The sequence below is a fragment of the Pseudomonas sp. No.21 genome (assembly GCF_054558415.1).
Map to the genome: position 1 here is coordinate 231,016 of NZ_BAAJNO010000008.1, position 19,325 is coordinate 250,340.

Annotated in this window: 19 protein-coding genes; 8 read left to right on the top strand and 11 right to left on the bottom strand. The window is 66.8% G+C overall.

All coding sequences use genetic code 11. The features are described from left to right. Positions 1-5 precede the first annotated feature (5 nt). From ACYJSS_RS18450 to ACYJSS_RS18480, 7 genes are all read left to right on the top strand, one after another. Positions 6-710 (top strand): PspA/IM30 family protein, encoded by a 705-nt coding sequence (locus ACYJSS_RS18450; protein ID WP_111261826.1) that lies wholly within the window; start codon positions 6-8, stop codon positions 708-710. Positions 711-783: 73 nt separating this feature from the next. After that, complete coding sequence (locus tag ACYJSS_RS18455; protein ID WP_111261827.1) at positions 784-1,341, top strand: rhomboid family intramembrane serine protease; 558 nt, start codon at positions 784-786, stop codon at positions 1,339-1,341. Between the two features lie 43 nt (positions 1,342-1,384). Next, complete coding sequence (locus ACYJSS_RS18460) at positions 1,385-2,410, top strand: ion channel (RefSeq protein ID WP_111261828.1); 1,026 nt, start codon at positions 1,385-1,387, stop codon at positions 2,408-2,410. After that, the gene (locus ACYJSS_RS18465) at positions 2,407-3,069 is read left to right on the top strand and encodes a DUF2491 family protein (RefSeq protein WP_236204855.1); all 663 of its coding nucleotides are present in this window, start codon (positions 2,407-2,409) and stop codon (positions 3,067-3,069) included. The genes ACYJSS_RS18460 and ACYJSS_RS18465 overlap by 4 nt, the downstream gene beginning before the upstream one ends. Positions 3,070-3,085: 16 nt before the next feature. Next, positions 3,086-3,511: a DUF350 domain-containing protein gene (locus ACYJSS_RS18470; RefSeq protein WP_111261830.1), complete on the top strand. Its 426-nt coding sequence runs from the start codon at positions 3,086-3,088 to the stop codon at positions 3,509-3,511. 25 nt (positions 3,512-3,536) lie between these two features. After that, positions 3,537-4,268 carry a DUF1190 domain-containing protein gene (locus ACYJSS_RS18475; protein ID WP_111261831.1) on the top strand — a complete coding sequence of 244 codons (732 nt, stop codon included), beginning with the start codon at positions 3,537-3,539 and terminating at the stop codon, positions 4,266-4,268. 8 nt (positions 4,269-4,276) lie between these two features. Continuing rightward, positions 4,277-5,434: a glutathionylspermidine synthase family protein gene (locus ACYJSS_RS18480; protein WP_236204854.1), complete on the top strand. Its 1,158-nt coding sequence runs from the start codon at positions 4,277-4,279 to the stop codon at positions 5,432-5,434. A gap of 248 nt (positions 5,435-5,682) precedes the next feature. Here the strand turns inward: ACYJSS_RS18480 and ACYJSS_RS18485 are convergent, their stop codons facing one another. From ACYJSS_RS18485 to ACYJSS_RS18535, 11 genes are all read right to left on the bottom strand, one after another. Continuing rightward, positions 5,683-6,411, bottom strand: coding sequence for a BPL-N domain-containing protein (locus ACYJSS_RS18485; protein ID WP_236204853.1), 729 nt, complete (start codon positions 6,409-6,411; stop codon positions 5,683-5,685). A 108-nt stretch (positions 6,412-6,519) separates the two neighbouring features. Further along, on the bottom strand, positions 6,520-7,290 hold the full coding sequence (locus ACYJSS_RS18490; protein ID WP_236204852.1) for a hypothetical protein: 771 nt from the start codon (positions 7,288-7,290) through the stop codon (positions 6,520-6,522). Between the two features lie 6 nt (positions 7,291-7,296). Then, positions 7,297-7,419, bottom strand: coding sequence for a hypothetical protein (locus ACYJSS_RS18495; protein WP_275672216.1), 123 nt, complete (start codon positions 7,417-7,419; stop codon positions 7,297-7,299). Between the two features lie 111 nt (positions 7,420-7,530). Further along, positions 7,531-8,868 carry an LLM class flavin-dependent oxidoreductase gene (locus ACYJSS_RS18500; RefSeq protein ID WP_236204851.1) on the bottom strand — a complete coding sequence of 446 codons (1,338 nt, stop codon included), beginning with the start codon at positions 8,866-8,868 and terminating at the stop codon, positions 7,531-7,533. Continuing rightward, positions 8,855-10,411, bottom strand: a complete 1,557-nt coding sequence (locus ACYJSS_RS18505) for a DHA2 family efflux MFS transporter permease subunit (RefSeq protein ID WP_236204850.1) — start codon at positions 10,409-10,411, stop codon at positions 8,855-8,857. Before ACYJSS_RS18505 ends, ACYJSS_RS18500 begins: the two co-directional genes overlap by 14 nt. A gap of 281 nt (positions 10,412-10,692) precedes the next feature. After that, positions 10,693-11,442, bottom strand: coding sequence for a tRNA-dependent cyclodipeptide synthase (locus tag ACYJSS_RS18510; protein WP_111261837.1), 750 nt, complete (start codon positions 11,440-11,442; stop codon positions 10,693-10,695). 4 nt (positions 11,443-11,446) lie between these two features. Continuing rightward, complete coding sequence (locus ACYJSS_RS18515) at positions 11,447-12,223, bottom strand: 2OG-Fe(II)-dependent halogenase WelO5 family protein (protein ID WP_236204849.1); 777 nt, start codon at positions 12,221-12,223, stop codon at positions 11,447-11,449. A gap of 279 nt (positions 12,224-12,502) precedes the next feature. Continuing rightward, positions 12,503-13,438, bottom strand: a complete 936-nt coding sequence (locus ACYJSS_RS18520; protein ID WP_236204848.1) for an aliphatic sulfonate ABC transporter substrate-binding protein — start codon at positions 13,436-13,438, stop codon at positions 12,503-12,505. A 2-nt stretch (positions 13,439-13,440) separates the two neighbouring features. Continuing rightward, positions 13,441-15,903, bottom strand: a complete 2,463-nt coding sequence (locus ACYJSS_RS18525; protein ID WP_111261840.1) for a TonB-dependent receptor plug domain-containing protein — start codon at positions 15,901-15,903, stop codon at positions 13,441-13,443. A gap of 63 nt (positions 15,904-15,966) precedes the next feature. Continuing rightward, positions 15,967-16,461, bottom strand: a complete 495-nt coding sequence (locus ACYJSS_RS18530) for a RidA family protein (protein WP_111261841.1) — start codon at positions 16,459-16,461, stop codon at positions 15,967-15,969. Between the two features lie 89 nt (positions 16,462-16,550). Further along, complete coding sequence (locus ACYJSS_RS18535; protein ID WP_111261842.1) at positions 16,551-18,137, bottom strand: flavin monoamine oxidase family protein; 1,587 nt, start codon at positions 18,135-18,137, stop codon at positions 16,551-16,553. A gap of 603 nt (positions 18,138-18,740) precedes the next feature. Here ACYJSS_RS18535 and ACYJSS_RS18540 point away from each other — a divergent pair. Then, a complete protein-coding gene (locus ACYJSS_RS18540) occupies positions 18,741-19,256 on the top strand; it encodes a DUF7336 domain-containing protein (protein ID WP_178082958.1) in 516 nt (171 codons plus the stop codon). Positions 19,257-19,325: the final 69 nt, after the last annotated feature.

Consider the following 19,325-nt stretch of genomic DNA (forward strand, 5'->3'; position numbering starts at 1 on the left):
TTTTCATGAGTATCTGGAAGAAAATCATCACCGCCGTGCGTGGCGGCGCCTCCGAAGTCGGCGAAGCCATCGTCGACGCCAACGCCATCCGCATCCTCGAGCAGGAAATGCGTGACGCCGACCGCGCCGTGCTGCAAGCCAAGAACGGCCTGGTGGATATCAAGGCCAAGCAGAAGCTGTCGCAGCAACGCCTGGAGAGCCTCAACGCCGATGTCGCCAACTGGGAGTCCAAGGCCACCGCCGCGCTCAACAAGGGCGAGGAAAGCCTGGCCCTGGAATGCGCCAACCGCATCGCCGAGATCGAGGCCCAGCGTGACCAGGAGCGCAACCAGTCCGAGCAGTTCGGCAAGCAGGCCGACCTCCTCCACGCCCAGGTCAACAAGGCCGAAGGCCAGCTCAAGAGCCTGAAGCAGCAGATCGAGATGGCCAAGGCTCGCGAGGTGGTGCAGAAGGCACGCGTCGCGACCGCCGAAGCCACCGGTGGCGCCAACGGCAAGGTCGAGTCCGCCCTGGACAGCCTCAGCCGCCTGCGCCAGCGCCAGGACGAGCAGGACGCGCGCCTGGCCGCCGCCGAAGAGCTGCAGACCGCCGCCAACGGCGGCGACCTGGAGCGTCGCCTGCAGGAAGCCGGCATCGGCGCCCAAAGCGGCAGCGGAGCCGATGTACTGGCCCGTTTGAAAGCCAAGCAAAGCCAGGACGGATCGCAGTAGAATCCGCCCCCGGCAGGCGACCCTGGTCGCCTGCCCATCACCTCTACCCGCAAATGGAGTTCGGGAAACGCAGATGGATACCGGCAAGCGACTCAGGGTCATCCTGGCACTGGCGGCGATCATGGCCGTGGTCCAGGTGATCAACACCCTCACCGCCAACAGCCTGGTCCATCACGGCATCCTTCCGCGCACCCTGGGCGGGCTGCAGGGGCTGATCTTCGCGCCCTTCCTGCACGGCTCCTTCGCTCACCTGCTGAGCAACCTGCCCCCCTTCATCATCCTCAGCTGGCTGGTGTCAACCGAGGGGCTCGGCCGTTACATCCGCGTCGCGCTGCTGATCAGCCTCCTCGGCGGTGGCATGGTCTGGCTGCTTGCCCGCTACAGCATGCACATCGGCGCCAGCGGCCTGATCTTCGGGCTCTGGACCTACCTGCTGGCGCGTGCCTGGTACCAGCGCAGCTTCGCCAGCCTGGTGGTCGCCCTGGTGGCCCTCGCCGGCTACAGCGGCCTGGTCTTCGGCTTCATCCCCACCCCGGGGATATCCGTGGAATCGCATATCGCCGGTGCCGTCGCCGGTTGCATCATCGCCTGGTTGATGCACTCGAAGTCGCTGCTCGAAAGCGCTCACTGACCCCACCCCGAACCACTCTCGAAGGATCAATGGAGTTGATTCCATGTCGCTGATCTTGCTGTTGCGGCACCAAACCTCGGTCTTCTTCCAACGCTTCGGCTGGGCCGGCATCGGCTCGCTCCTGGCCGTCCACTATCTGGTCTCCTACCTGCTGCTGTCGCTGGCCGGGGAGCAGCACCTGCTGCAAGGGCAGGACTTCACCTATTTCTACTTCACCACCGCGACGACCGTGGGCTACGGCGACCTCTCCCCCAAGAGCGACTTCGGCAAACTCGTCACGGCGCTGTGGATCATGCTGGGCGGCATCGCCCTGCTGACCGCGGTCATCGGCAAGGCATCGACTTCGGTCGGCGAACTCTGGAGAAAGAACATGAAAGGCCTGGGCGACTACTCCAACCTCAAGGGCCACACCATCCTCATCGGCTGGGAAGGCGAAGCCAGCGAGCGCATCGTCGAACTGCTCTATCAGGACGAGGCCACGCAGGACGACAGCCTGGTGATCTGCGACGCACTGCTGGAAGAGAACCCCCTGCCCGGGCGCGCCTCCTTCGTACGCGGTGACTCGCTGGACAACCCCGTGCTGCTGCGCCGCGCCGGCATCGAGCGCGCCGAGCGCATCCTCGTGCACACCCGCTCCGACAGCCTCACCCTGGCCATCGTGCTCACCATCAAGGCGATCGGCACCCAGGCCCATGTGGTCGCGCACTTCAACGATTCCGAGCGCGCCGCACTCGCCCGCCGCTATGCGCCCGAACTGGAGTGCACCTCCAACATGGCCATCGAGATGCTGGTGCGTGCCTCGCAGGACCCGGGCTCCAGCACCGTGGTCACCGAACTGCTGTGCGTCGGTGATGGCGCCACCCAGTTCCGCCATGTACTGCCCGAGGGCTTCAGCGGCACCTGCGGCGAGCTGTACATCCGCCTGCGCCAGGACCACGATGCCACCCTCATCGGCTACCGCGCCTCGGGTTCCAGCCGCTTCGAGATCAACCCGGCCAACACGCTGGAAATCCGTGGCGGGGAAATCTTCTACATCGCCAACGAGCGCCTGAAGGAGAACGCACTATGAGCAAGCTCAAGCGCTGGCTGGGCCTGGAGCCACCGCTGCCCTCCAGTGAGGCGCGCCGCCACCCCAGCGACAGCCGCCCCCTGGGGCTGGCCTCGGGGCGGATGCTCTGCCTGGACCGCTCGCTGGCGACACTGCTCGAAGGCCAGTCCCACGTCACCCTCCTCGGCGACGAGAAGATCTGGGCCGTGGGCACCCTGGAGCTCGGCGAGGGCAAGCGGATCAAGCGCTACTACCTGGACGACGAGAACTACTTCCTCCAGGTGATCATGAACGGCCCGCAGGACAGCGACATCGAGGCCGTGATCCTGTTCGGCTACCACCAGGTCACCCCCATCGCCAGCCGCGAGGAGCTGCTGCGCCTGGCCGGGCCCAACGCCCGCATCGGCATGCAGGTCTATGAGCTGGAGGGCGAGGAGTACGGCCGCCAGTGGGGGAGCGAGGACGGCCAGACCGAGCTGGTGCCCTTGCACGAATACGTCGTCAGCCCCGACGCCAGTTACGGTGTCGAGCATCAGAGCATGCTCTACGCCCGCGAGATCGGCTTGCTCAACCGGAGGGAGTTCCTGCTCTTCTCGGTCGAGGAAGACGAAGAAGGTGCCATCGCCCTGACCACCGCTGTGGGCGTGACACTGCAGATCACCGACATCCAAGTTCTCTGACCAAGGAAGATCCACCATGCTCGACGCGCTCCGCATGTCGCTCAACTCCACCGCCGTCATCGGCTTCGTCATCTACATCCTGGTTGCGGCGGCGCTGTTCGCCCTGTTCCAGTTCATCTACACCCGCGTGACCCCGCACCGCGAGTTCGCCCTGATCCGCGAAGGCAACAGCGCCGCCGCCATCGCCCTGGCCGGTTCGCTGATCGGCTTCGCCCTGCCGGCCAGCAACATCATCACCTACAGCGTCAGCGTCCTCGATTTCGTCGTCTGGGTCGTGATCGCCGCGGTCGTCCAGCTGTTGGCGTTCTTCGTCACCAGCCTGGTGCTCAAGGACCTGCCCGGCCGCATTTCCAGGGGCGAGCACGCCGCTGCCATCTACTCCGGCGCCGTGGCCATCAGCATTGGCCTGCTCAACTCCGCCTGCATGACCCCATCGACCTGATCACCGGCAGCGCAAGGAGACCCAGATGAGAAAGCGCAATTCCATCCAGTTGGTGCTTGCCGGCACCCTGCCGCTGACCCTGGCCGGGTGCAACGACCCGCAGGACACGGTGCAGATCACCGCGACCAAGACCTTCGAGAACGTGCAGGCCTGCGTGGACGACAAGTTCCCGGTCGACGTCTGCTCGGACGCGTACATGACGGCCATGGCCGATCACAAGCAGATCGCCCCGACCTATGACAGCCAGGCCGCGTGCGACGCCGACTTCGTGGCCAACTACTGCCTGCCCACCTCCAACGGCCAGTTCATGCCGCGCCTGGGGGGCTTCGAGCTGTCGATGACCAACGAGGTGTCCCGCACTGCCTACGAGCAGGCCGAGCAGCAGGTGGTGCAGAGCACCGGCCACAGCGACAACGGCCTGCTCACCGGCATCCTCATCGGCCAGATGATGGGCAGCGGCGGCAACCACTACTACTCCCAGCCGATCTACCGCTACCGCGACGCCCGGGGCACCTACAGCACCTCCACGCTGTCCCGCCAGATCGAACAGGGCAAGACGTTCAGCCGCTCCAGCCAGGCGCGCAACAGCCCGACATCGACCTACACCCAGCAGACCCTGGGCAAGAGCCTGAGCAGCAAGGCCGGCACCAGTGGCTCGGCGGTGGCGTCCACCATCTCCCGCGGCGGTTTCGGCTCCCAGGCAAACGCCCGCGGTGGCTGGGGTGGCAAGACCGGCGGTTCCGGATTCGGGGGCTGACACCGCTCATGAAGAAGATCAGCATCGAAGAACGTCCGGGCTGGCAGGCACAGGTCGAGCGCGAAGGCTTCCTGTTCCACACCATCGACGGCGAACGCTACTGGGATGAGCGCGGCTACTACCTCTTCACCCGCGAGCAGGTGACCCGTGATATCGAGCAACCCACCCGCGAGTTGCACGAGATGTGCCTCGACGTGGTGCAGCGCGTGGTGGAGAGCGAGGAGCTGCTCACCGGCCTGGCGATACCGCCGGCGTTCTTCGATCTGGTCCGCACGTCCTGGCGCGAGGGGCACCCGCACCTCTACGGCCGCATGGATTTCAGCTACGACGGCAGCGGTCCGGCCAAGCTGCTGGAGATCAACGCCGACACGCCCACCTCGTTGCTCGAATGCGCCTCGGTGCAACTGCTCTGGCTGGAAGACCAGATACGCCGTGGCGTGCTGCCCGGCGACGCCGACCAGTTCAACACCCTGGCCGAGGACCTGATCCGCGCGTTCGGCACCTTCAGCAAGGAAATCCCCTTCCATTTCTCCGCCATCGCAGGCTCGGTGGAAGACCGGGGCACCACCGACTTCCTCGCACAGATGGCGCGCCTGGCCGGCATCGATGCGCGGCACATCGACATCGAGGACATCGGCCTCACCGGCGACGGCCGCTTCGTCGACCTGCAGGGGCAGTGGATTCCCCGGCTGTTCAAGCTGCACGCCTGGGAACACATCTTCAGCGAAGACTTCGGCAAGGCCGTACCGGGGTGCGACACCCAGTTCGTGGAGCCGGCCTGGAAGTCGATCATCAGCAACAAGGGCATCCTGCCATTGTTGTGGAAATTCAACGAAGGCCACCCCAACCTCCTGCCCGCCCGGGTTGACGCCGACCCGCGCACGCCGGTGCCAAGGGGCTGGGTGCGCAAGCCGTTCTTCTCCCGCGAGGGCGCCAACATCGAGATCCGCACCCTGGAGGACCACGTGGTGGTGCAGGACGGCCCGTACACCGATGCGCCCTACATCCTCCAGCAGTTCTCCCCCCTGCCCCGCTTCGGCGACAGCTACACCCTGATCGGCTCCTGGGTGGTTGGCGACACCGCCTCCGGCATGGGCATTCGCGAGGACGACAGCCTGATCACCAAGGACACCAGCCGCTTCCTGCCCCATGTGGTGATGGATTGAGCCGTGCGCGTTTGCGCAGTGCAATGCGCCAGGCGCCCATGGCCTTCCCTCGCAGGATGGCGTTGAGCCAGGCGAGCCCCATCGGCAACGACGGCGGCCGAGCTCGACCCATCCTTCAGGGCCGTGCATAGGGCGGGCTGATACACGGCCCGCCACCCTCGGCGCCAACCCTGGGAGCCGAGCCGGTGGCTTAGGCGGCAGTCATCACCAGGCAGGTGACGCGGCAACTGCAGCCGTGCAGCGCGGGATCATGGCTCGTGCCGCAGTTTCATCTGCGCCAGCATCGCAAGCAGAAGGTCCTGGTGCTGCTTCGCATCGGGCGGTAGTCCGTCGGCTGCGTACCAGGCGCTGTCCGCTTCGTAATGCGGGCCGATGAGACCGACCGTGCCGTTGCCGTAGGGCGAGATTCGCGCGGCGATGCGCCGGGATTTCGTGTAGTACGCCATCGCCTCGGCACCCGCCGGGAGCCGGCTGCCGAAATGCGGCCCGGCCTGGTAGTAGACGTCGCGCTGCTCGTGACCTGCGGGCAGCTGGATGGAGATGAACTGCGCCGCGTTGTCCTTCGGGATTTCCTGGTCGACCTCCGCCAGCTCGACCAGGCCAAAGGCCGGCACGCCTTCCTTCTCGTCGGCATAGCCCCCTGCCAGGTAGCCGCCGGCACAGATGCCCAGGTACTGGCCACCCTGGGCGACGAAGTCGCGGATGGCCTGCACCTGGCTGGCGGACAGCTCCGACAAGGTGTCCATGATGTCGTCCGAACCGCCCGGTTGTACGTAGAGATCGGCGTCCTCGAGCACATCGGCGCTCAGGTGGTCTTCATCCACCAGGCGGACGGTGTAGCGCTCCTTCTTCAACAGCTCGGCGACCGTCTGCGCGCAGCCGTCGCAGGTGCCGGCACCGTCGAATATCACCGCCACTTCGGCCTTGGCCAGCAGCGGAAACACCAGAGCCAGGGCGGCCAGTACAGTCTTGTTCATCACGCACAGTTCCTTTGTGTCAGAGGACGTTCAGGCCCTTTCAGCAGGCCTGCATGGCAATCCGTTGATGGTGGAAAAGGTTCGCCCCCTCCCCCGTCGTCGCCGGCTTCACAGGTGAGCGTCGACCTCGCTGGCAATGCGCCCCAATGCCAGCCACACCGTGTGCTCCCGCTGGAACGGCAGCGCGGGCTCGACGGTGATGTCCAGGGGCGTCAGCCCGCTGAGGATGTCCTTTCGTTCATCCCGGGGCAGGATCGCCACGTGCTGGAATGGCTGCCGAAGGCCCTTCGAGAGCACCAGTATCGGGGCATCGCCAGCGATTCGAATGGGCAGGGATTCAGCTGAGGCGACGGGCTGCGCCAGGACCGAGAACACCGGGTCGATGCTCTTCTCCAGCTCGACGAAGCCCACCAGGACCAGCAGTGCCTGGCGTTGGCTGGGCAATGCCAGCGAAAAGACCGAGCCCACAGGCGCCGTGGTACGGATCTTCCTGGGCTTGGGCGGCGACACCTTCACAGGCTTTTCCGCCGGCTGAGGGGTCGCCAGCCTGGCTTCGAGTGCTTTGAGAGTCTTGCGACGGGCCGGCACATCCCGCGGCGCATCGCGCTCCCACACGAACAGGTCCCCGCCCGCGCGCAGCAGCGACAGCGCCTTGTCCTTGAGCGTCTCGTCCAGCCGGCCGTACTTCCAGGCCGTGTCGGCCAGGGCGACGTACACCAGGCAGGCCACCTCAGGCTCGCCCAGCCGTGCGGCATGGCGGCCCAGGACCTTCTCACAGGCCTCGCCGTGGGAAAACCCGTGCTTCAGGTGCTGGATGTAGTCATCCCGCACATCACAGGTCGTATCATCGGAATACAGCCCCGCACCCCAGGCGCCCATGTCCGGTCACGCCTTCTCGATGCGGAACGCCAGGATCGCCAGGCGCAGCGCGAGGGATGCCGGGCTCGACGTGCTGCCGCCCTTCTCCGTGGGGACATCGGTGGTCGGGGATTGGAAAGGGTTGTCCATGTGCTGCCGCTCCGTGATGAAAGCGGGAAATCTACCGCTCTTCGGCCTCGATCACCACGCCGGAGCGGAACGCCCGGATTGCAGTCCGGGCATTCCGACAGCCTGGCCGCGCTAGGCGAAATGCCGGTTGGCGACGCGCTGCAGGCCGAGGTTCTCGCGCAGGGTGCGACCTTCGTATTCGCGGCGGAACAGCCCCACACGCTGCAGCTCCGGGATCACCAGGTCGACGAAGTCCTCCAGACCGCCCGGCAGGTGGGTGAACAGCAGGTTGAAGCCATCCGCCGCGCGCTCTTCGTACCAGCAGGCCATCTCCTCGACTATCTGGCTCGGCGTGCCCACCAGCAGGCGATGGCCGCCGGCACCGAGCGTGCGCAGCAGCTGTGCGGCGGTGGGTTTCTCGCGGCGGATCAGGTCGATCACCAGTTGCTGGCGGCTCTTGTGGCGTTCGGTGACTGGCAAGGGATCGGGCAATACCACGGGCGCGTCCGGCGGCAGGCGTTCCAGGTCGATGCCGATGTCCACCAGAAAGGACAGCGCCTTGAGCGCCGCCTCCGGGTCCACCAGCGCCTGCAGTTGCTCGTGCTTTTCCTCGGCTTCGCTGGCGGTGCGCCCCACCACCGGGGCCAGGCCGGGGAACACCTTGAGTTCGCCCTCCTCGCGCCCGGCCAACGCCAGGCGCTGGTGGATATCGGCGTGGAAGGCCTTGCCCTCCTCCAGGGTCTGCTGGGCGGTGAACACCAGCTCGGCGGTGCGCGCTGCCAGGGCGCGGCCAGCCTCGGAGGAGCCGGCCTGGGCGATCACCGGCCAGCCTTGCAGCGGCCGGGGCGCATTCAACGGGCCGCGCACGCGGAAGTGCTTGCCTTCGTGGTCGAGCACGCGCATGCGCGCCGGTTCCAGCCAGGTGCCGGAGGCCTTGTCCAGGGGGAAGGCGTCGTCGGCCCAACTGTCCCAGAGCCCGGTGACCACCTCGAAGAACTCCCCGGCGCGCGCGTAGCGGTCGGCATGCTGCAGGTGCTCGGCGCGGTTGTAGTTCTCCCCGCCGATCAGCGCCGTCACCAGGTTCCAGCCGGCACGGCCGCCGGACAGGTGATCCAGCGAGGCGAACTTGCGGGCGATGGTGTAGGGCTCGTTGTAGCTGGTGTTGGCGGTGGCGATCAGGCCGATGTGCCGGGTCGTCACCGCCAGCGCCGGCAGCAGGGTCAAGGGGTCCCAGCGCAGGCTGTAGGCGCTGCTGCGCAGCACGCGCGGGTCCAGCTCGCCCACCGCCACGTTGTCGTTGAGGAACAGCGCATCGAAGCGCCCACGTTCCAGGGTCTGGGCGTAGTGCCGGTAGCGCTCGAAGTTGATCGAGGCGTCGGCGTCCGCCCGGGGGTGGCGCCAGCTGCCGGCATGGGCGCCGGAGCCGGAGAGAAAGGCCCCCAGGCGCAGGCGACCGTCACGCCTTGCCATGGCTGGGCTCCTGCTCGGCAGCCGCCTCGGCAGGCGCGGTTGCCTTGGCCCGCAGCAGCACGGCAACGCTGGCCCAGACCAGCAGCACGCTGGCGGCGAGGAACAGCATCACCGCCTGGTAGCCCTGGAGGAAGGCGCCGTGCACCCAGCCCTGCAGCACCTCGGGGGCCTGCACCAGGTGCTCGCCCAGCAGTGCCACGCCCTGCTCCGGCGCGGCGGCCGCACGGGCCAGCCAGTCGGTATCGGCCGCCACGCCCGTGGAGCCGGCCAGGGCGTGGGCAGCGAATGCGCGGTAGAGGCCCACGCCGACCGCCAGCCCGAGGCCGCCGCCGACGTTGTGCAGGGTCATCAGCGAACCCATGGCCACCGAGCCCACCTGCTGCGGCACCGAGGAGATGCCCAGCACCGTGGACGGCCCGAGGATGCAGGCCCAGCCCAGCCCCATCACCGCGAAGGCGCCCAGCAGGTACGGCAGCGAGGTGCCCTCGGCGAAGCCGGCCTGCAGCAAGGCCGACAGGGCAAAGAACAGCAGCCCGGCCTGGATCAGCAACGCCGGGCCCTTGCGGTCCACCAGCCGCCCCACCACTGGCGACAGCAGCGCCACGCCCAGGGTGGTGGGCAGCAGCAGCAGGCCGCTGGCCTGCACGCTCTCGCCACGGATCAGCGACAGGTACAGCGGCATCACGAAGAAGGCCACGCAGTAGAACAACGCCAGGCCGAAGCTGGCAGTCACCGCAGCGACGAAGCGGCGGTTGGCGAACAGGCGCAGGTCGACGATGGGCGCGCGCACCCGCAGCTCCACCGCGACGAAGGCGACGAAGGCCAGCGCGGCCAGGCCGATCAGGCCCAGGGTGGTGGCCGAGGCCCAACCCCAGGCACCGCCCTGGACGATCACCAGCACCAGGCTCGGCAGGCCCACCAGCAGCAGCGCTGCACCGGCCCAGTCGAGCCGCGCGCCGTCCTGCTCGGCACGGGATTCGTCCGCCGCCAGGGCGATGATCGCCAGGCTGAGCAGCACGAAGGGCACGTTGACCAGGAAGATCCACTGCCAGCCGAAGGCGCTGGTGATCACCCCGCCGAGCACCGGCCCCACGGCGAGGCCGACGCCGTTGACGCCGAACAGCACGCCGAAGGCCTTGCCCTGCTCCTCGCTGGCGAAGGTGGCCGAGACGATGGCGCCGGAGGCCGTGTACAGCACCGCACAGGCCAGCCCCTGGGCCACCCGCGCCGCCACCAGCGCATCGATGCTGGTGGCCAGCCCGGCACCGAGGGAGGCCAGGCCGAATACGGTGAGGCCGATATTCAGCACCCGCCGGCGGCCATGCAGGTCGGCCAGCCGGCCCACCAGCACCATGGTGCTGGAGAGCGCGAGGATGAAGCCGTTGATCACCCATTGCAGGCTTTCCACCGAAGCACCGAGGTCGGCCTGCAGGGCCGGCAGCGCGGTGTTGACGATGGTGAAATCCACGCAGCCGAGAAAACTGGCGATGCTCACACCGAGCAAGGCCCACCATTTGCGTTGCTGTTGCGCAAAAACGCTCATGGGAACTCCTTCCGTCATGACAGGGGGTGGAGGCCGTCGTCCGTGTGGCGTGGGGCCCTCTGGTTGGGGCGAATTCATTCGCCCAGGCAGCCCTTGGGGCTGCTTTTTTCGCGGATGAATCCGCTCCCACAGGTGGTTCATCAACCCTCCGGCTGTGTGCTGGGTGGGTTGGCGATGCGGCGCATCGCTGGGCGAATGAATTCGCCCCTACAGGGAGCGATCGTGCCGTGTGGGAGCGAATTCATTCGCGATGGCGGCGCAAGCCGCCCTTCCTGAAACAGTCAGATCGCAATCGCACTCCCCGCCCAGGCCGGGTGCACGGCGCCCGGCAGGGTGAAGGGGATCGGGATGCCGCGCTTCTTGAACTTCAGCGGCAGCCAGTGCACCCGGTCCGGCGCGTGGGGCTCGATCAGCAGGCGCCGGGCGGTGGCCATGGCATTGGTCATCTGCTGCGGGTAGATCACGTAGTCGTAGCCCTCCTCCGCCCACAGCGGGAGGATGATCGGCACCTCCTCCAGGATGTACTCGCGGCACTGGGCGGCCGCGCGCTCGACGTCGGCGTCCGGGTCGCGCAATCGCAGGCGCTCGATGAACACGCCGATGGTGGCCTCGATGGCGCCGCGCAGGTCCTCGCTCTCGCGGTAGAGCTGGTCCACCTGCTGGCGCAGCTCCGCGTAGCGGTCGGAGGCCAGCTCCTGGTTCCAGCGGCTGATGGTCACCGGCGCCTCCAGGCCGGCCAGGTACTTGCGGTTGCGCGCCAGCCAGGCGTCGCCGTCGCGGATCGAGGCGGAGAGCGCCTCGCCCGGGGATTTGCCGTGCTTGTTGTGGCGCTGCAGGGTGTCGGCCACCACCACCTTCACCCGGCTGAAGCCGGACTTGTTGATCAGGTGCACGGTGGAACTGAGCTTCTGCTCCTCGTGGTACTCCTGGCCCACGCTCACGGCCAGCACGCAGCGCTTGCCGGTGAAGTCCAGTTCTTCGCCACCCTTGTTGAAATAGGCCTTGAGGTTGATCGCTTCCACATCGCTCATGTCTTTAGCTCCAGTAGGCAAGGGGCTGGTCGTCGCCGAAATAGCCGATGAATACGCCGAGGGTGACCCGGGTGGCGGTGGCCGAGGGGCGCACCGCGTGGATCAGCCGGGGGTTGAGGAAGATCAGGTCGCCGGGCTCGGGCTTGACCACCAGGTCCGGCGGCGGCAGCAGGTGGCGCTCGATGCCATAGGCGCGCTCGCCGCGCAGGCGGTCGTACTCGATCTCGTCGGGGTGGATGCCCCAGATCTCCAGCTCGCCGCCGTCCTCGGGTATCTGCAGGTAGATGTTGGTGGAGAGCTGGGTCAGCAGCTTCGGCTCGTGGTCCTGGGGCGCGTTGCGTTCCAGGTTGTCGGTGTGCGGGGTGAGGTCGACGCCGTTGCCCTGGAAGCGGGCGATGCCGACGAAGCACTTCTCGCCGTTCACATCCAGCAGCCGCGCGCCCTTGGGCCAGACCTCGTCGAGCAGCAGGCGCAGCTCGTCGATGGGCGATGCCAACGGGCTGAACACGCTGCGGATCTTGCGGATATTGGTGATGGCCTGGGCGTGGTAGTCGACCCGGCTGGCCTCGTCGCCGATCTCGATATAGGCCTTGCCCAGGCGCACGAATTCGGTCTGCTCGCTGAAGGCGCCGCGCAGCTCGTGGCGGCTCAGGCGGTCGAGCGCCAGGGCCACGGTATCGGCCGAAGCGAAGCCTTTTATGAGAATCCCGTAAGTGCGGGCGTGGATAACATCGTGTATATGCGCTGCGGTCAGTTCTTCGACCGTGGTAATGGTCAGCATGAAGACTCCTTGCGTATCCATAGAAGTTGTCATTCGGATTAACGGCAGGCGTCCCTGCCTGTTATGTGCGCGTGATCGGACGATCACCTGACTTGCATATTCAACAAGTGCCAAGGGCTTGTGAAATATCGATTTTTTCTAGCATCCAAACTTTGTTTCCAATTAATACGGGGTTATTTCAATTCAACTCGAACAACTATTAACGCCTCGCATGAAGATCATGAAAGTTACAGTTAAAAGTTGCGGGAAACAGCAACTTGAAATGCGCTCAAGGCCAACTTACGGGGCACTGTTGAACTGTTGATCCACCTGGGTTTCGGCTTCGAATCCCGGGCCGATCACACCCTCGTCCTGGTACAGCCGGGCGGTGTCGGCGAGGTCCTTGACCAGGGCCTCGTCCACGTCCACGCGCCTGGGTTGCGAATATCGGTTGGAGCGCAGGTGCACCTCCAGCGGCAGGCCGCTCTGGCGCGCCTGGATCGCCGAGAAGGCCTCGACATGGGCATTGGCCCAGTCCCAGGCGCGGCCGACGCGCTGGAGGAAGTCTCGCAGTTGCTCCGGCTTGTCGCGGATCGCCGCCGGGTTGGCCACCAGCAGCATGTTGCCGGCGAACAGCCCTTCCCCGCTGACCACAACCCGCGTGCCGCCTTCCAGCTGCACCATGCTGGTGTACGGGTCCCAGGTGGCCCAGGCATCCGCCCCGCCGTTGGCCAGCAGGCTGCGGGACTCCCCCGGCTGCAGGAACACGAACGTCGCATCGCGCCCGCTGCGGCCCACCGAGCGCAGCGCCGCCAGCGCCAGGTAATGGCCGATGGAGCCGCGCGTGGTGGTGATGCGCGTGCCCACCAGGGACGCGGCATCGGTGAGCGGCGAGCCTTCGGGCACGACGATGGCCACCGCCGTGGGCGTGACCTTCAGGCGCACCACGCCCACCGTCTTCAACCCGGCACCGGCCGAGGCGGCGAAGACGAAGGGCGCGACGCCCAGGGTGCCGACATCCACCGCGCCGGCGCTCAGGGCCTCGGCCGTGGGCGCCGCCGCGCCGAAGGCGGCGAACTCGATGGGGTACGGCACCGACTCCAGCTCGCCGGCGGCCTGCAGCAGCACCTGCAGCGAGTTCTTCTGGCTCGACACGCGCAGCGCCTCGGCGCCCAGCGCGGGGGCAGCCCCCAGCGCCAGGCACAGGAGGCCCGCCAGCAAATGGCCCTTGCCCATCATCAGAACGCCAGGCTCACGCGGCCGTAGTAGTAGCCGCCACCCAGCCCGTACGGGGAGAACATCCCGTACTCGTAGGTGCCGGCCCAGGGCACGATGCCGATGCTGTCCGGGTATTCGTCGAACAGGTTGTTGGCGCCCAGGGCCACGGTGAGGTTCTGGGTGACGTCGTAGGCGACGTCGATGTCGGTGATCCACTTGGCGCTGTAGGTGCGGTCGTTGGCCGGGATGTTCGAGCCCTCGGTGTACTCGCCGTAGCGGGTCAGCGTCAGGTTCAGGGTCCAGTCGTCCACCTTGTAGTTGGTGTTGAGGATCCACTTGTCCTTGGGCGTGGCCTTGGTCAGGTCGGTCTGCTGCTGGCGGTCGAACAGCACGTAGCCGGAACCCAGGCTGGACAGCTCGGACGGCGTCTCGGCCAGGTCGCGGATGGTGGTCTTGTTGCGGTTGTAGGCCAGGCTCCAGCGCACGGTGCCGTATTCGTCCAGCGGCTGGCGGTACTCGGCCACCAGGTCGACGCCCTTGGTGCGGGTGTCGGCGGCGTTGGCGAAGTACTGGCCGGAGAGGTTCGGCGACAGGCCGTTGGCCACCAGGATCGCCGACACCGCCGGGCCGGTGAGCACGCCGGTCTGCAGGATGCGGTCGTCGATGTCGATCAGGTAGAAGTCGGCGGTCAGGCGCAGGCGGTCGGTGGGCTCGGCGGTGAAGCCCAGGCTGTAGTTGCGCGAGGTTTCCGGTTCCAGGGCCTTGGCACCGAGGGCGATGGCTTCCGGCGAGCCGGGGCGCATCTGCTTGGTGCGCGCGGTGGTGGTGGAGCCGCCGGCACCGAAGATAGTGACCGAGCTGGTGGAGGAGAACACGTTCTGCGCCAGGGACGGCGCGCGGAAGCCGTTGCTCACCGCCGCCCGCACCGCGTAGCCCGGGGCGAACTCGTAGCGGGTGGTGAACTTGCCGCTGAGGGTCTCGCCGATGTCCTGGTTGTAGCGCTCGTAGCGCAGGGCGAAGGCGTTGTACCACTGCGGGGTGACGTTGAGGCCGAAGTCCACATAGGCGGCGCCGCTGTGGCGGATCATGTCGCCGGCGTCCTCGGGGGTGGTGCCGTTGACCGAGAACAGGCCCGGGTCGGGTCGGCGCCCGGCCAGGCTGCCGCTGGGAATCACGTAGTTGCCGTAGTTGTAGGAGTTGGGCTCGCCCTCGGTGAGTTCGTACTTCTCCCAGCGGTATTCGATGCCGGCGGAGGTTTCCAGGGGGCTGTCCAGGCCGATGTCCAGCGCGCGGGTCAGGTCCAGGTTGGTGGTCCACTGGTCGAAGATCTCGTCAGTCAGGTGGAAACGCCGCTGGCTGAAATCCGGCCCGTTGGAGAGGTTGAGGTTGTTGTCGGTGTAGAGCTTGGCCTTGTCGCGGCCGTAGCTGGTGGAGAGGTCCCAGTCCCAGTCGGCGGCCAGGCCCTTGAGCCCGGCGAGGAACTGGTAGTCCGTCTCGTTCACCTCGCGGGTGGCCTGGCCGCCCTTGGGGTACGGCTGGTTGGCCAGCCAGTTGGTGGCGGTGATGTCGGTGGGCGCGCGGTGGCCGAGCACCTTCTTGCCGTCGCGGTAGCTGAGGGTGGAGAAGGAGTAGAGCTTGAGGTCCTCGCCCAGGGGCAGCTCCAGGTTGTAGGCGCTGCTGTAGGTGCGGTCACGGCCCAGGCCGTACTCCTCGCCCCAGCCGTGGCGCTGGGTGATGCGCGGGTCCGGCTGGCCGTTCTCCAGGGTGCCGAAGTTGCCGCGCACGGCGCCGGCGCGGTCGTAGGGCTCCTGCACCTTGGCGTCGAAGGAAAGGTTGAAGAAGCCGCCCTCCCCCAGGCCGAAACCGAAGTTGGCGGCCTCGTGGCCGGTGGTGCCGTCGCCGCTGTAGTACTGGCCGAGGGAGCTGTCCGAAGTGATCCCCTCGGCGTCCTTCTTGAGGATGATGTTGATCACCCCGGCGATGGCGTCGGAGCCGTACTGGGCGGCGGCGCCGTCGCGCAGCACCTCGATGCGCTCGATGGCGGCGGTGGGGATCAGGTCCAGGTCCACCGGCACGGCGGCGGTGCCGACCCGGGCGTTGTTGTTGATCATCGCGGTGTTGTGGCGGCGCTTGCCGTTCACCAGGATCAGCACCTGGTCACCGCCCAGGCCGCGCATGCTGATGCCGCGCACCAGGAAGGCGGTGCCGCCGCCGTTGATGGTGGGTGCGTTGAAGGACGGCAGCAGGCGCGTGAGCATGTCCTTGAGGCCGTTCTGGCCGCTGGTCTTCAACTGCTCGCCGGAGATCACGTCCACCGGCGCGGGGCTGTCGGTCACGGTGCGCTGCTGGCTGCCGCGCACGCCGGTCACCACCACGGTGGACAGGGTCGGGTCGCTGGCGGCCAGCGCCTCGCCGCCCAGGGCGAGGAGCAGCGCGGCGCTGAGGGGGGAAAGCGAGAAGGTCTTGCTGAAGGCGTTACGCATCACGGGACTTCCTGTAGGCGACCGCAACCCGGCCGCATCTGGCTCGATCTGTGGGGGATTGGGTCAGCGGGCCTTGGCGGCCATCGCCTCGACTTCGATCAGCGCGCCGGGCAGCACCAGGCCGGCCACCTGCACCGTGGTGCGGGTCGGCTTCAGCGGCTGCTTCTCGCTGCCGAAGAACTGCCGGAAGCCGCGCTGCAGGCCCTCGAAGTCCATGCGCCCGTCCAGTTTCGGGTCGCCCACCAGGTACACCCGCAGTTGCACCACATCGCCCAGGCCGAGGCCGCGCGGGGCCAGGGCGGCCTCCACCTTGCGCAGCACGGCGACGGTCTGCGCCTCGGTGTCGCCGGCGGCGCGCAGGTCATCCTTGGCGGCCTTGGGGTCGGCCGGGTCCGGGAGGATGCCGGAGACGAAGGTCAGCGCCGTGCCCGGCGGCAGGGTCGCCGACTGCAGGATCGGCGAGTTGGGATAGGTCGAGGGCACCCGCTCGATCTCCGCGGCCTGGCCGACGGTGGCGAAAAGGACCCCCAACCCCAGAAGGGCATGTTTGAAAGGCATCGCGAAAGCTCCAAGGTCTGTGTTGGCGCCAGCCTCGGAGGTCCGCTACCTGGCAGGTGGATCTGGTTATGGATGCGGCGCGGCGTGGTTCAGGCCGTTTGCCGGTGTTGCGACGTGCCTTGCGCACGCTCGAAGATGTTCCGCACCACGCGCCGGGCAGCGCCGGCGGCGGCCTCCTGCCAGATGCCCACGCCGCTGTGGGCGAGGCCGTCGCTGGTCAGGTGCACGCGGCCCTGGGCCTGGTTGAGCAGGCCGTAGTCCGGCTCCGCCACCTCGTGGCTGATCCAGGGGCCGAGGCTGTGGGGAATGCGGTTCCAGGCGATAGCCAGTGGCTTGCGCAGGTCTTGCCCGTGGCCGGGGTGCAGCAGCTCCACGGCCTGGCGCGACAGGGCGATCTGCTCGTCGATGGTCTTGTCGCCGAATTTGCGCGCCACCTCGCCGTTGTTGTACGCGGCAATGAGGATGCCCTCGGCCTGGTTGAAGCCACCGCTGGGGTACCAGAGCCCGGAGGCTTCCTGGTTGATGAAGGAAAGCCCGCCGTAGATCTGGTAGTCGGTCTCCCAGAAGCGCCGCGACTGCCAGGCCACCTTGTTGGCGTAGCCGAACTGCACCGCCGAGATCGCCTGGCGCACCGGCGCGGTGAAGTTGCTGTCGACCTTCGCCAGCAGCGGCAGCGGCAGCGCGATCACCGCGTAGTCGCTGGTCACCTGCTGCTCGCGGCCGCTGCGGCGGTCGCGGTAGCCGATCTCCACGCGGTCCTCGTGGTTGCGGATGGAGCGCACCTCCGCACCCAGGCGCAGGGACGGCTGCAGGTGGCGCTGGAAGGCCGCCGGGATGCGGTCCATGCCGCCCACCGGCTGGAACATGGTGGGCGAGAACTCCGGGTATTCGTCGATCATCAGCGCCGTGCCCAGGGCCGGGTTGAGCAGCGTGCGCAGCGGCAGCGGCTCGTTCTTCTGCGCCACCTGGTCGCCGGCACCAGGCCAGACCTTGTAGCCGGAGCGCGCCGAGCCGAGGTAGTCGAGCTTCTCCGACAGGTCACCCCAGGTCTTGAGGAAACCCAGCAGGTTCTGCCGGTCGGCTGCGTTCAGCTCCTGGTCCAGGGCCTGGCGGTTGACCGCCTTGGCCAGCAGCTCGGCGATGTGGCCACGGCTGTCGTTCACCGCCTGGCGGATCTGCATCGGCGGCGCGGACAAGTCCGGGCGCACCAGGGCGTTGCGGCTGGTGTTGACCAGCACCTCCAGCTCCACGCCCAGCTCGCGGCAGTAGCCGAGCATCAGCTGGTGGTGGCTGGGCAGGCGCGCGGGGCCGGCGTTGAAGTAGAAGCCTTCGTCGAACTCGGCGACCTGGGTGGTGCCGTCGGTGTACTCGACGCGATCGCCACGGCGCAGCGTCCAGTTGCGCCCGCCGACCCGCTCGCGGGCCTCCAGCAGGGTCACGGTGAACCCCGCCTTGCGCAGCTCGTAGGCCGCCACCAGCCCGCCGATACCGGCGCCGACCACGGTGACGCTGGCACCCTGCCCCAGGCTGCTGGCCGGTTGCAGCGCCGCGTAGGTCTCCTGGCTGGCACCCGTGGCCGGGCTCATCACCCCGAGCACACCCATGGCCGCCATGGCGGCGCGGTAGCCCCCAACGGCACCGATGCGGGCGATGAGCTGTCGTCTGGTCAAAGGCATTGCAGGCACTCTCCTTGATTCCCTTCCACCAGGCACGGCTCGCCCGATGGCGCCCTTCCCTGGCTGCACCCGGATATCGCATCCGGTTATAGATTCACATCCAAGAGCTTCGAAATCGCTCTATGTGGAGCCATCCTATGGGGCGGAATTTGATAAGAGAAATACATTTTGAGCATATGCAAATATTAAAATGTTTCATTTTTATCAATCTGCATATTGCGCGAAACGCATAATCATCTTGAAACATCATGCCCACGTACCCCAAGGCACGGGCGACGCGGTGTTGGCGCGAGCGAAGGGGGAAATGGGATGGCGATCGTAGGAGCGAGCTCTGCTCGCGAAGGGCATGGCACCACCGTAGGTTGGGCTGAGGCACGAAGCCCAACGTTGCGGTGTCGGCGATCACTGCGTTGGGCCTCGCTACGCTCGGCGCCAACCTACGGTCCGTAGCCCGGACTTCAGTCCGGGGATGCCACAGGCTTCGTTCCCGAGCTGAAGCCCGGGCTACCGTCCACTCCAACCTTGCAGACGCACTGGGCGCACTCCAACCGCAGTGGTTACGATCGCCGTTTCAGCCAATCACCAAAGCTTATGACCAGGACCATGCATATCTATCTGCTCATGCACATCTGTGAATCATCAGACGGGATTCGAGACCATCGAATCATTGGCGCGTATGCCTCTCGAGAGGACGCGGAGCGCTCGGCAGAAACGCTCAAGAAACAACCCGGATTCGTGGAGCATCCCGATGGTTTCACCACCCTCAGCTATGAACTGGGAAAGGATCACTGGGCAGAGGGCATAGTCAGCTGGAGTTCGGAGGAAGCTCTCGAATTCGAGATGGCCTGCTCCGAGTTGGTTACGCACACCGCGCACATGAACACCCTGTCCTATCTGTTTGCCAGGGAAAGCGGTAGATGGTTCCGGCTAAGTGAACTGATTGCCAAGGACGACTGGAGAGGTACGGACGATGGCTACCGGGAGGCTTCGATAATTTGGCTGCCGGCGCCCGAGGGTGATGCGGGCTACGCCCTGGTTCTGATCCGCAGGAATGACACGGGGCATAGTTTTACCGCGACCTACAACATGAACGTGCTGCCAAGGTACGAGGTTCATTGACCCTGCGCCTCACCAGTCTTCCGACGAGCACCCATCTTTTTTAGCCCCGACTTCAATCCGGGGATATCG

What these genes read in the sequence shown, in the direction of transcription:
- ACYJSS_RS18520 (WP_236204848.1), bottom strand. Translation starts at nt 13,438, where the DNA reads ATGGGCAAGGGCCATTTGCTGGCGGGCCTCCTGTGCCTGGCGCTGGGG.
- ACYJSS_RS18460 (WP_111261828.1), top strand. Translation starts at nt 1,385, where the DNA reads ATGTCGCTGATCTTGCTGTTGCGGCACCAAACCTCGGTCTTCTTCCAA.
- ACYJSS_RS18475 (WP_111261831.1), top strand. Translation starts at nt 3,537, where the DNA reads ATGAGAAAGCGCAATTCCATCCAGTTGGTGCTTGCCGGCACCCTGCCG.
- ACYJSS_RS18495 (WP_275672216.1), bottom strand. Translation starts at nt 7,419, where the DNA reads ATGGACAACCCTTTCCAATCCCCGACCACCGATGTCCCCACGGAGAAG.
- ACYJSS_RS18485 (WP_236204853.1), bottom strand. Translation starts at nt 6,411, where the DNA reads ATGAACAAGACTGTACTGGCCGCCCTGGCTCTGGTGTTTCCGCTGCTG.
- ACYJSS_RS18510 (WP_111261837.1), bottom strand. Translation starts at nt 11,442, where the DNA reads ATGAGCGATGTGGAAGCGATCAACCTCAAGGCCTATTTCAACAAGGGT.
- ACYJSS_RS18525 (WP_111261840.1), bottom strand. Translation starts at nt 15,903, where the DNA reads ATGCGTAACGCCTTCAGCAAGACCTTCTCGCTTTCCCCCCTCAGCGCC.
- ACYJSS_RS18450 (WP_111261826.1), top strand. Translation starts at nt 6, where the DNA reads ATGAGTATCTGGAAGAAAATCATCACCGCCGTGCGTGGCGGCGCCTCC.
- ACYJSS_RS18530 (WP_111261841.1), bottom strand. Translation starts at nt 16,461, where the DNA reads ATGCCTTTCAAACATGCCCTTCTGGGGTTGGGGGTCCTTTTCGCCACC.
- ACYJSS_RS18480 (WP_236204854.1), top strand. Translation starts at nt 4,277, where the DNA reads ATGAAGAAGATCAGCATCGAAGAACGTCCGGGCTGGCAGGCACAGGTC.
- ACYJSS_RS18500 (WP_236204851.1), bottom strand. Translation starts at nt 8,868, where the DNA reads ATGGCAAGGCGTGACGGTCGCCTGCGCCTGGGGGCCTTTCTCTCCGGC.
- ACYJSS_RS18535 (WP_111261842.1), bottom strand. Translation starts at nt 18,137, where the DNA reads ATGCCTTTGACCAGACGACAGCTCATCGCCCGCATCGGTGCCGTTGGG.
- ACYJSS_RS18490 (WP_236204852.1), bottom strand. Translation starts at nt 7,290, where the DNA reads ATGGGCGCCTGGGGTGCGGGGCTGTATTCCGATGATACGACCTGTGAT.
- ACYJSS_RS18515 (WP_236204849.1), bottom strand. Translation starts at nt 12,223, where the DNA reads ATGCTGACCATTACCACGGTCGAAGAACTGACCGCAGCGCATATACAC.
- ACYJSS_RS18470 (WP_111261830.1), top strand. Translation starts at nt 3,086, where the DNA reads ATGCTCGACGCGCTCCGCATGTCGCTCAACTCCACCGCCGTCATCGGC.
- ACYJSS_RS18455 (WP_111261827.1), top strand. Translation starts at nt 784, where the DNA reads ATGGATACCGGCAAGCGACTCAGGGTCATCCTGGCACTGGCGGCGATC.
- ACYJSS_RS18465 (WP_236204855.1), top strand. Translation starts at nt 2,407, where the DNA reads ATGAGCAAGCTCAAGCGCTGGCTGGGCCTGGAGCCACCGCTGCCCTCC.
- ACYJSS_RS18540 (WP_178082958.1), top strand. Translation starts at nt 18,741, where the DNA reads ATGCATATCTATCTGCTCATGCACATCTGTGAATCATCAGACGGGATT.
- ACYJSS_RS18505 (WP_236204850.1), bottom strand. Translation starts at nt 10,411, where the DNA reads ATGAGCGTTTTTGCGCAACAGCAACGCAAATGGTGGGCCTTGCTCGGT.